The following is an 11,811-nucleotide window of genomic DNA, read 5'->3' on the forward strand; positions in this document are numbered from 1 at the left end:
CCCGGTCTGGCTGGCGCCGGAACAGGTCCGCGTGCTTCCGCTGTCCGACGACCAGCTCGACTATGCCGACGAGGTGCTGACCGCGCTGCGCAACGCCGAAGTCCGCGCAACGGTCGACAAAAAGCAGGGCAAACTAAACGGAAAAGTGAAGAACGCCCAGCTGGACAAAGTCCCGTATATGCTTATTATCGGGAAGCAAGAGCAGGAGAATGGCCAAGTGGCCGTACGCCATCGCCTGGAAGGAATGAAGGGCGAATGCAGCCTGGAAGATTTTATCGCCCAGCTCAAGCAAGAGGAGCTGGATAAGAAAACAGTGGAGATGGAGGTCTCAGATTAGCAACCCAAACTACAGAGGCAGGCCGCAACGCGAGCCGCAAGTAAGAATCAACCATCGCATCCGGGTTCCGGAAGTCCGGGTGGTTGACCCGAAAAACGAGCAGCTGGGGATCATGAAGACCTCCGAAGCACTCAAGCTGGCCCAGGCATACGGAATCGACCTTGTGGAGATTTCCCCGACGGCCAAGCCGCCATTATGCCGGATCATGGATTACGGCAAGTTCAAGTATGACCAGGAAAAGAAGAAGAAAGAGCAGAAGAAGCACCAGGTGCAGACGAAGCTCAAGGAAGTCAAATTCCGGGTCAACGTGGAAGAGCACGACTACGTAACCAAATTGCGCAACCTCGAGAAATTCATCGAGCACGGCGACCGCGTCAAGCTTTCGCTGATGTTCCGGGGCCGCGAAAACGCCCACCGCGAACTGGGCTTCGAAGTCATCCAGCGCGTCATCAAGGACACCGCCGAACTCACCACGATCGACCAGGCGCCTCGCCTGCAGGGCCGTTTTGTCTCCGCGATTCTGGTGCCGAAGAAAAAAGCCAAATAATCCTGCAACACCAAACCTCGGTCAGGAGTTGTTCCCACATGACATCTCATTCAAAACCGTTGGACTGGTACTTTAAAAAGGTGGCTCCCATTGCGGGGTCCGCCTTTTTTTTGTGCGCCGTCGCCAGCGCCCAGACCAACTCGGTTACCGGAGACGCCGACGTCTACGGCACGGTTATCTCCAACACGGTCATCCAATCGAAAAACGCCGGGGTTGCAAACCTCTTCGTCGGCTATGCGCTGACGGACCAAATCCAGATCGAGCACGCCATCTCGGGAACCATCGTGGTCAGCAACGCATTCGGTTCGCTTTCGATTGAAAGCGATACCGACGGCGGCCTGTTTGCGTCCAACACCACCGCACTGGCGGTGATCGGCGGCACGGAGCTGGCGATCGTCGGCGGGCAATTCGAAGGGGGCGTTTACAGCAGCGCGAACTCCAACGCCCCTCCCCAAACCCACGGCGCCTATCTTTCCGGCGTACAGACGGCCACGATCACCTCGGCCGAGTTCGTTGGCGGAACGGTCGAAGTCCTGAGATACTCCGACAGCCTGCCCCCCTTGCCCGGAGAGACGACCGGCTTCGGCTACGAGTCGCCGATCTCGCGGGGCTCCGACGGCATGCTGGCGGAATATTCCCACCTCATCCTCACCGCGACCTCGATGACGGGAGGCGACGGCGGCACCGCCGACTCAACCGACATGAACGCCGTGGCCTCCGGCGGCAACGGGCTGACGTTGATCTACTCGACCGCCGTCGTCAGCAACGGCACCTACAGCGGTGGCAACGGCGGCAGCGCATCCGTCAGCGACGACGACACCATCGCCATCGCCGACGGGGGGCACGGCATCGAGCTCATCGCATCGGCCATCGAAATCCACGACGGCACGTTTGCCGGCGGCGCGGCGGGCTCGGCGACCGGGGGCGACACGGACGGCTCGCCGTCGAACGGGTCGGGCCTCTCGGCAAGCGACGGCTCGACGGTTGCGATTTATGGCGGCGAATTCAGCAGCGGCGGGGATGGCGACTATTCGGTGGAACTGATCGATAGCGATCTGGGCATCTATGGCGGAAGCTTTGCCGACGGCCTACTTTCCCGAACCTCGGGTTTAGGCACCAACCATGTTGCGCTGATGGGCGGATCGGCCAGCAATCTCGTCTTTTACAACGCCGACGGCGGCGTCCAGCAGGTAACGATCGGCGCCTTTTCCAACTCCGGCGCGTTTCTTCAAACCGGAGGAATCCTCCTGCTCAACAATCTGGCCAACAGCAACCTGCAAAACATAGTGATCAACAGCGGCAGCATGACGCTCAGCAACGACTTTGCGTTGGCATCCGGCGGCACGTTCACGCTCGATTCCGACGATGCCAACGCATATTTCCTCGGCGACCTGACCCTGGAAGGCGGCGCGGAACTGGAGCTGGGCCTAGGCTGGATCCAGAGCGCGGGCGACGTGGCGGTTTCGAACGGCGCGCTGCTTACCGCGACGGTTGAAGGAACCAACCGCTATGGCCGCATCGCCAACGCCGACCGGCTCCTTTTCAACACGGGCGCCGGGATCTCCATCGATGCCACCGAATCGGGCCTGCCTTCCGGATTCCACACCATCACGCTGGCAACGGCAACCAACGGCGTCTTCGTGGATGGCTCGGCCGCCACCGAAACCAACTTTACCCAAAGCATCGACGTCGAGGTCGACGTGATCGGACGTACGACCTTCGTCGGCGTGAAGATCCCCGACGCCAACACGCTGGCCTTGCTGCTGAAGACCTTGGCGCTGAAAGAATACTGGAACGCATCCGGGCCATTCGCAACGCTGGCCGACGAGTTCGACAGCATCGGCAACACCGACATGCTTACTGCGATCGACTTGATCGATGATGCGGACGCCTCGGCCGCGGCGGTGCAGGAAACCTACCTGACCACGCTCGACAATTTCCACGTCGCGATTCAGGGGCTGCAGGCGGCGGTGGGACTCTCCTCCTCGCGCGGCACCGAGTTCCGCGAAAAGCGGCTGCTCCCCGTTGGCGCCAACGGCCCCGACCCGCGGGAAAACGACTGGAGCTTCTGGGCGAAATACTACGGGCAGTTTCTCCAACACGACGCCGTCGGCGCCAACAGCGCCTACGACGGCACCATGCACGGGGGCGCGATTGGCGTCGATAAAAGCTTCGGACGGCTGTTGCTGGGCTTCAGCGGCGGCATGGGGAAAAACACCATCGACACCGACAGTGGCTTCGAAAGCTCGGCCACCGCCGCCCACGCTTCGATCTACTCCACCCTCGGCCTCGGCCGCGCCTATCTCGATGCCGCCCTCGCCTATGGCTTCAACGACGTTGAAACAAGCACCGCCGATCCGTTCGATCTCGACGGCGAATACAACGCGCAGTTGGTCGGCGGCCACATCGGCGCCGGGATCGGGTTCGACCTCCCCAAGATCGCCACGGTCGTTACCCCCGAAGCGTCCGTCCACTACACCCACTACCAACAGGATGCCTACACCGAGACCGGCGATGCCGCCGTCCCGCGCGCATTCGACGAATTCGACGCCGACTCCCTGCGCACCGCGCTGGGGCTAAATGTCGCCATGCAAAACACCCAGGCGCTCAAGACCTTCGGGTTCAAGCTCGAGGGCCGCGCCCATTGGCTGCACGAAACGAACCCCGACCCCGGCGACCTCTCCTTCCAGCTGGAGGGCGGCAATGGCACCGACTACGCCATCGCCTACCCCATGCTCGATGAAAACGCCGTCCGTCTCGGGATTGGTTGCTCGTTTTTCAATACGGCGAAAAGAAAACCCAAAAACGTGATGCTGCGGCTCGATTTCGACGAGCTCATCGGCGAGAACTACAACTCGCACAACCTCTCCGCCAAAGTCCTCTACGCCTTTTGATCGCACAAAAAAAAAGAGCAGGCCGCAAAGCCTGCTCTTTTTTTCTTCGCGGCGCGCTATCCTTCCAGCTTTTTGATGGCGGCGGCAACGAAGTGCTTGAACAGCGGGTGCGGGTTGACGGGCTGGGATTTCAGCTCCGGATGGGCCTGGGTGGCGACGAACCACGGATGGTCCGGCAGCTCGACCATTTCGACCACGCCGATGTCGGGATTGATGCCGGATAGCACCAGCCCGCCGGCCTTGAGCTGCTCGCAATAGTTGTTGTTCACCTCGTAGCGGTGGCGATGGCGCTCGGAAATCTTTTTCGACCCATAGGCCGCAAAGGCCTTGGTTCCTTCCTTCACGTCGCACGGGCAGGCGCCGAGGCGCATGGTTCCGCCCTTCTCGACCACATCGGTCTGCTCTTCCATCAGGCAGACGACCGGATGGGCGGCCTTGACGCCGCGCTCTTCGTCGAACTCGGTGGAGTGGGCCCCTTCCAGACCGCAGACGTTGCGGGCAAATTCGATGACGGCGCATTGCAGCCCCAAACAGATGCCGAGGAACGGGATCTTGTTTTCGCGGGCATACTGCGCCGCGCGGATCTTGCCTTCCATGCCGCGCGAGCCGAAGCCGCCCGGAATCAGGACGCCGTCGACCGTATCGAGGATGGACGGATCCGTTTCGATGTCTTCCGCCGCCAGCTTGACGGCATCGATTTCATAGCCTGCGGCGTAGCCGCCGTGGTAGAGCGCTTCGTAGATCGATTTGTAGGCGTCCTGCAGCTCGGAGTATTTCCCGACCACGCCGATGCGCACGGTGCCCTTGGGATGCTTGATGGTTTCGATCAGCTTTTCCCAGTTCTTGAGCGGACGGGAGGGCTTCGCGATCCGGAAGCGGTTGAGGATGATTTCGTCGAGCCCGGCACGCGAAAGCACCAGCGGAATCTCGTAGATGGAGGTTTCGACGTCCTTTTCGACGATGACGCAATCCTTCGGCACGTTGCAGAAGAGCGAAAGCTTGTCCAGATGTTCGCGCTCCAGATCGACCTCGGTGCGGCAGACGAGCACGTCGGGCATGATGCCGATCTCGCGCAGCTTGGCGACGCTCTGCTGGGTGGGCTTGGTCTTGACCTCCTTGGCGGCCGCGATGAACGGAACATAGGTCAGGTGGATGAACATCGAGTTGTCGCGCCCGACTTCGAGCGCCAGCTGGCGGATCGCTTCGAGGAAAATCAACCCTTCGATGTCGCCGACGGTGCCGCCGAGTTCGACGAGGATGACGTCCGGTCCCTCGGCTTCCAAGGCGCGGACGCGGTCCTTGATCTCGTTGGAAATGTGGGGAATCATCTGGATCGTACCGCCGAGGTAGTCGCCGCGGCGTTCCTTGTGGAGGACGTCCCAGTAGATGCTGCCGGCGGTGATATTGCTTTTCTGCGAGGTCGGTTGCCCGGTGTAGCGCTCGTAGTGGCCCAGATCGAGGTCGGTTTCGGCGCCGTCGTCGGTCACGTAGACTTCGCCATGCTGGTAGGGGCTCATGGTGCCCGGATCCACGTTGAGGTAGGGATCCATCTTGAGCATGCGGATGCTGAGTCCGCGATTAATCAGCAACCGGCCGACCGAAGCGGCCGTGATGCCCTTGCCCAAGGATGAAACCACGCCGCCCGTGATGAATAGAAATTTCGCCATTAAATTGCCCCAACTTTAGAGAGTTACACCGTTCAAAAAATATGGGGGCGGATGCTAGCCCCTACCCCCGACCCGCCCCAAGCCAAAAATCCAACTATCCAGAAAAATCTGGTCGCAGGTGCCTGCCGGCACCGCCTAAAACCCGGCAAACGGGGTTGTTTTTTGCAACCCCGACCTGTAACGTGGGCGCATATTTTTGGATAGTTTGCCCCAACCGATCAACCCGGAGCGAGAGAGAATGAACCAGACCCTGAAAACGCACGTTCTGCGAGCCACCACGCTAGCCGCCCTGTGCGCCGCCAACACCTTCGCGATCCCGAACCCCATCGATGGCGGGACCACCTACACGAACGCCACCGATGCCACCGTCAAAGGCACGCTGCAGGTCGGCTTTTTCGATCCGAACAACACCTTGATCGTCGCCAATGGCTCCAAGTTGAAAGCCGAGGAACTGGTGGTCGGCTTCAACAAGGACACCACCAACAACCTCGTATCCGTTACGAGCGGGTCCTGGTTGGTGGTCGGCGACGCCTCCACGAACGGGCTGGCGCCAACCGGCGGCATCGTGGTGGGTGGTGCCGACGGCGAAGAAGCGATTCTCGTCGACAACGCCTCCAAACTGGAGGGCGACTATCTCTATTTCGGACTGAGCGCCAACGATAGCGCGATCATCACCCTCGCCGGGGAGGACTCGGAGCTGAACATCGCACAGGATGCCTATGTCGGCTACATCGGCTCCTCCAACACCGTGGAGGTCGGCAGCGGGGCCGCCATGAATGTCGGCGGATTGCTCACGGTCGGCTCGGCCGCGGGGTCCAACAACTACGTCAACGTATCCGGCGACCTCTTCGTGAATACCACCAACGACATCCAGGTCCTCGGAGACGACAACGGGATCAATGTCGAAAGCGGAGGAACCCTGCAGGTGGGCGGCGACGTCGACACGAGCACGATCGACGACCTCGGCATCGACCTGCAGTCGAACTCGAACCTCGAGCTCGGCGGCGAACTGACCCTGGGCAAAAACAAGATCGACGGCAACCTCAACATCATCCTGAACGACGACCTGTCGACGGAAACCGCCATCTGGCAGTCCGACGCGCTGACCGCGGTCGGCAAAACCAGCTCGTACAACAGCCTGACGTTCACCAACGGCGCCACCGGCATTGCCAGCAACTACTTCCTGCTGGGCCAAAATTCCGGCGCGAACTACAACGAACTCAACGTCGGCGGAACGGGCTCCACGTTCACCGCCACGACCCATCTGTCCGTTGGCGGCTATGGCAAATACAATGAACTCAACATCGGCTCCGCCGGATCGGTAGACGTGCAGGGAACGCTGTATGTCGGCTACAACGAATCGGCCACCGGAAACGCGGTCAACGTCGGAAGCAACGGCACCCTGAACGTCGAGGGCACCGTACTCGTCGGCGCCAACGGCGGCAGCAACGAGTTCAACATCGACCATGGCCAAGTTACCGCCAACGGCGACTTCGTGGTCGGGCGCACCTCCGCCAACAACACCTACACCCAGACCGGCGGCACCAACACCGTTGCCGGCGAATTCATCATCGGCAAGACCGAGAGCGCCTCCGGCACCACCGGAACCGTGAACAGCACCGACACGCCCAACACTTCGGGCAATCTGGCCATGGTGGAAGACGATGCCCTGCTCGACCTCCAGAGCCTGACCGTTGGACTCGAAGGCAGCGGCAGCATCCTGGCCATCCGCGATGGCGCCACGGTCAACGTCGACGGCGACGCGGTCATCGGCGAATCCGTCGGCGACAACTACATCTACCTGCAGCGCGACTCCAACACCCAGTTCAACGTCGCGGGCGATCTGGTGGTGGGCAAGGAAGGCGGCAGCAACCGCTTCGCGATCTATGGCGGCACCGCCACCATCGACGGCAACCTCTACCTCGGCGCCAGCACCAACCAGCACGAGGTGAAAAACTTCATCCATCTCGAAACCTCCAACGCCGTGCTCAACGTGGCAAACGCCCTCTACATCGGCGCATCGAACTCGCTCAACACCCTCGATCTCGCCGACGGCGCAACCGCCACGGCCCAGGATCTGTTCGTCGGCGCATACGAAGGCGTCTCCAACAACGTGGTCACCGTCAGCGGCGAAGACTCCCTGCTGACCGTTTCCAACAAACTCACGATCGGCTCCACCAGCGGCTCGGACAACGCCGTCTACGTCAATGACGGCGGAACACTGGCGGTGGAACAATCCAACATCGTCATTGCCGGCACCAACAACACCCTGACGATCGAAAGCGGCGGCATACTCAAAACCGCCAGCTGGGATTTTTCGGCCATGACCAACAGCATGACCAACATCGTGCTTTCCGCCGACTCCACCCTGCACCTGCTTGGCGTCCTCAGCGGCACCAACGCGGTCGACGGCGAATTCAATGTGATCCTCGACGGCACCGACGCATCGTGGGAAGGCGAAAACCTCTATGTCGGCCGCGAGACCGACAACAACTCGCTCACCCTCACCAACGGCGCCCAGGCCGTTGCGTCGAAAAAACTCTACATCGGCTACGAGTCGTCCGACAACACCGTGACCGTCGGCGGCGCCGGGTCCCTGCTCGATGTCGGCACCGATCTTTATATCGGCACCATGGATGAGGATTCGACCCACAACACGCTCGAAGCGCTCGCCGGCGCCTCCGTCCTGGTTGGAAACGATATGTACCTCTACCGCGGAGCCGTGCTCAAGATCGACTCCATCTCCCAGGTGAGCGTGGAGGGCGACTATATGCAGGACGGCTACTCGACCCTGTACGTCGGCGTCAGCAGCAACCAAGCCGACAACATCAACCTCGTCGTCGAGGGAACGGTGGCCTTCTCCAACAGCATCGACCAGGCCTCCTATCCGGTCATCGCGGTTTACGACGACGGCGTCGGCGAATCGAACGTGGTGAGCATCGTGAAGGCCGACAGCATCACGGCCGATGGAGAGGCACTGACCTCCGGCACCATCGGAGCCTACGTGCAGACCAACCTGTTGCTTGGCTTCTCCACCACGGTCTCCAATGCCAACGGCTACAGCTACATCGTCCTCGACGACTTCATCACGCGCACCATCGCAGACGCGGGCGACCTCGAAGGCGAGCTGCGCCAAATCGCCGACGAGATCAACGCCATGGATATCGCCGGCAACGCGAATGCGTCCAACATGGTCGACATCATCTCCGGCATGTCGAGTGCCTCGGAAATCAGCGAAGCCTTCGACGCCTACTACGGCCAGAAGCAAAGCTCCGTTCCGGCGCACAACGTCATCAACATGGGCCTGCAGTCCGTGTCCGAGCAACTCACCGTCCGCGCCGACAACACCCGCGCCCGCAGAGGGGCCGCCTCGGCCGACGTTTCCGCGAACACGCCGGCGGGGGCCTCCGGCCCGCACCAGGCGGAGCAGGAGCTGCAAGGCTGGATCAGCGCCTACGGCACCTGGGGCGAAAAGGATAGCGCCGGCGGATTCGGCGGCTATGACGTCGACATCGGCGGCTTCATGGTCGGCGCCGACATGGCGGTGGCCGAAAACATCCTCTTCGGTTTGGCCGGCGGCCGCGGCACCGGAACCGCCGACAAGGGCGACGGCGCCGAGACCGACACCAAAACGATCTACGCGGCGGCCTACGCCTCGATGGGCACGCAGGACTGGTTTGCCGACGGCGGCATCATCTTCGGGGCCTCCGACATCGACACCACCTATGGCACGACCTTCGACACCACCGCCGACTACAGCGCCCGCAATCTAGCGTTCTACCTCGGCGGCGGCAAGGAGATGACCGGGAAATACCTGATCTACACCCCGCAAATCTCCTTCCTGGGCAACTACTACAAGCAGGATGGCTTCACCGAAGAGGCCTCCAACGCCGTCGAACGCGACGTCGAAGGCTTCGACACCTTCTACCTGCAAAGCTCGCTCGGATGCAGCATGGGCATGTACATGGGATTGGGCAACATCACCTTCAAACCCGAAATCCGCGCCCACTGGCTGCACGAATGGCTGGACGGACGCAAGAACCTGCACTACACGCTGGTTGGCGGCAACGGCGAAGACTATCTGCTGAACCTTCAGGCTCCGGAAGAGGACATCCTCAAGCTCGGCGTTGGCGCAGCCGCCAAGCTGGGTGAATACCTGGAAGTCCGCGCGGATCTCGACACCCGCATGGGCAAGGACTATTCCGACTACACCCTGCTCGGATCGCTCCGCTACCAGTTCTAAACTCCGTACGCGGAAATGGAAAAGGGATCGCCTCGGCGATCCCTTTTTCGTGTCCGGCGGCGGCTACCGCACGGGGCAGCGTTGCGCCCCCATCCCGTCGACACCGACCTCGACCACGTCGCCGGGGTTCATCAGCACCTTCGGGTTCCGCGCCGAGCCGATCCCATCGGGCGTCCCGGTCGAAATCACATCGCCGGGCAACAGCGTCATGCCTTGCGAAACATATTCGATCAGGAACGGCACCTTGAACATCATGTTGGACGTGTTTCCGTCCTGCAGCAGAGTGCCGTTGTGTTTTTGCCAAACGCGCAAGGCATCGATATCCCCAAGCTCGTCCGGAGTCACCAAAAACGGCCCCATCGGGCAGAAGGTGTCGAATCCTTTTCCGCGCATCCACTGGCCGTTGGCCTTCTGCACGATGCGTTCCGTGACATCGTTGAGCACCGTGAAGCCCGCCACATACTCCATGGCATCGGCCGCCTTGACTTGGGAGGCCGTCTTTCCGATCACGACGGCCAGCTCGGCCTCGCCATCGACCACGCGGGCCTCGGCAGGGAGGACGATATCGTCGTTGGGCCCGTTGATGGCGGAGGTCGCCTTCGAGAAAAGGATCGGCTCCGACGGGATCTCTCGCCCGAATTCCTTGGCATGGTCGGCATAGTTTGCCCCGACGCAGATGATCTTCGAAGGCCGCGCCAGCGGCGGCCCCAGCCGGACTTCGGCGGCATCCACATACGATGCCCCCGGATCGTCCAGCAAGACCCGCAGCTGCCCCAACCCGTTGTTGGCAAAAAAATGCTCGTTGAAATCCTCGATATGGAAGGCCAACGCCCGAACATCGAGAATCCGTCCATCGCCCATCCAAACGCCCGGGCGCTCTTTTCCCTTTTCTCCAAACCGAACCAGTTTCATACTACCTCCAGAAATAGAGGAACAACGTAGAATGTGCGGACGCTTTACACAAACCAAAACCCGGGAGGAAGTGCTGGCCAGTTGGCCGACATCGAACTGCCCCCGCTCTTCCATCGCCGCTACAACATTGCGCCGACGCAGCGCATCGCCGTCATCCGGCAACAAACGCCCCCCCGGGCCGAGGAGTGCCTCTGGGGGTTCGAACCCCCGCGCGCCGGCTCCATGGTTATCAACGCCCGATCCGAAACCCTGGCCGAACGCCCCATGTTCAAGGATCTGCTTTCGGCCAACCGCTGCCTCATCCCCGCCGACGGCTTCTACGAATGGAATGGCAAGCAATCCTATTATTTCCAGCTCCCCGACCGGCAACTCTTCGCCTTCGCCGGGCTTTGGCGCGAAAACCGCTGCGTCATCGTCACCCGCGCCGCCGACCAAAACATGCACGGCATCCACGACCGCATGCCCGTCATCATCCTTTCCCCTCAATGGCAAAGCTGGCTGGACACTTCGCGCCCGGCGGCGTTTGCGCTCGCGGGCGCGGGCGCCCCGCCGCCACTCACCGCCCGGCCCGTCTCGCGGCGGGTCAACCGCGTGGCCAACGACGGACCGGAATGCCTGGAACCCGGGGAGGTACAAACCGGTCTGGCCTTGTTTCCCGAGGGGGAGTGAGATAGCTTTTTGCCAACCCTTTGGAGGATGTAATGAAGATTCTTGTACTGAACGGCCCCAACCTGAATTTGCTTGGCACACGCGAGCCGGAGATCTACGGCTTCGAAACGCTGGCCGATATCGAAACCGAAATGAAAACGGCCTTCCCGGATGTCGAGATCGATTTCCGCCAGTCCAACTCCGAGGCGGACCTGATGACCTGGATCGGCGAATCGCGCGGGCAATTCGACGGCATCGTCATCAACCCAGCGGCCTTCACGCATACCAGCCTCGGGCTGTGCGACGCGCTGAAGGCGGTCGCGGACGCCGTGCCCGCCGTTGAAATCCATTTGAGCAACACGCACAAGCGCGAGGAGATCCGGCACAAGAGCCTGACGGCGCCGGCATGCATCGGACAGATCATGGGCTTTCAGGGATTCGGCTACACGCTGGCATTGCGCGCGTTGGTGCACCACCTGGAACGTTAGCCGCAAGCGGCCGCTCGGCGGAACCGCCGGAAGGCGGGACTACGGCTTTTTCCTGACGACGAGCTTGCGGAAGGC

8 protein-coding genes are annotated in these 11,811 nt (G+C 61.4%); 6 read left to right on the forward strand and 2 right to left on the reverse strand.

From position 1 onward, the window contains the following. The 3 genes from ABYO54_RS07370 to ABYO54_RS07380 form a co-directional block, all read left to right on the forward strand. On the forward strand, window positions 1-337 hold a 337-nt coding region (locus ABYO54_RS07370), incomplete at its 5' end, for a His/Gly/Thr/Pro-type tRNA ligase C-terminal domain-containing protein (protein ID WP_372807604.1). Further along, entirely contained in the window at window positions 333-884 is a 552-nt protein-coding gene (infC, locus tag ABYO54_RS07375; RefSeq protein ID WP_372807611.1) for a translation initiation factor IF-3, read from the forward strand. The genes ABYO54_RS07370 and infC, both read left to right, overlap by 5 nt. A gap of 38 nt (window positions 885-922) precedes the next feature. Beyond that, on the forward strand, window positions 923-3,778 hold the full coding sequence (locus ABYO54_RS07380) for an autotransporter domain-containing protein (RefSeq protein ID WP_372807605.1): 2,856 nt from the start codon (window positions 923-925) through the stop codon (window positions 3,776-3,778). 56 nt (window positions 3,779-3,834) lie between these two features. On the opposite strand, the gene ABYO54_RS07385 is transcribed toward ABYO54_RS07380, so the two are convergent. Then, window positions 3,835-5,445 carry a CTP synthase gene (locus tag ABYO54_RS07385; RefSeq protein WP_372807606.1) on the reverse strand — a complete coding sequence of 537 codons (1,611 nt, stop codon included), beginning with the start codon at window positions 5,443-5,445 and terminating at the stop codon, window positions 3,835-3,837. A 238-nt stretch (window positions 5,446-5,683) separates the two neighbouring features. Here ABYO54_RS07385 and ABYO54_RS07390 point away from each other — a divergent pair, with 238 nt between their 5' ends. Continuing rightward, on the forward strand, window positions 5,684-9,688 hold the full coding sequence (locus tag ABYO54_RS07390; protein ID WP_372807607.1) for an autotransporter domain-containing protein: 4,005 nt from the start codon (window positions 5,684-5,686) through the stop codon (window positions 9,686-9,688). A 63-nt stretch (window positions 9,689-9,751) separates the two neighbouring features. Here the strand turns inward: ABYO54_RS07390 and ABYO54_RS07395 are convergent, their stop codons facing one another. After that, complete coding sequence (locus ABYO54_RS07395) at window positions 9,752-10,600, reverse strand: fumarylacetoacetate hydrolase family protein (RefSeq protein ID WP_372807608.1); 849 nt, start codon at window positions 10,598-10,600, stop codon at window positions 9,752-9,754. A gap of 81 nt (window positions 10,601-10,681) precedes the next feature. Between ABYO54_RS07395 and ABYO54_RS07400 the strand changes: the two genes are divergently transcribed. Next, complete coding sequence (locus ABYO54_RS07400) at window positions 10,682-11,269, forward strand: SOS response-associated peptidase (protein ID WP_372807609.1); 588 nt, start codon at window positions 10,682-10,684, stop codon at window positions 11,267-11,269. Between the two features lie 32 nt (window positions 11,270-11,301). Beyond that, window positions 11,302-11,736, forward strand: a complete 435-nt coding sequence (gene aroQ, locus ABYO54_RS07405) for a type II 3-dehydroquinate dehydratase (protein WP_372807610.1) — start codon at window positions 11,302-11,304, stop codon at window positions 11,734-11,736. The last annotated feature ends 75 nt before the right edge of the window (window positions 11,737-11,811 follow it).

The organism is Pontiella sp. (assembly GCF_041622395.1).
Taxonomy (GTDB): domain Bacteria; phylum Verrucomicrobiota; class Kiritimatiellia; order Kiritimatiellales; family Pontiellaceae; genus Pontiella.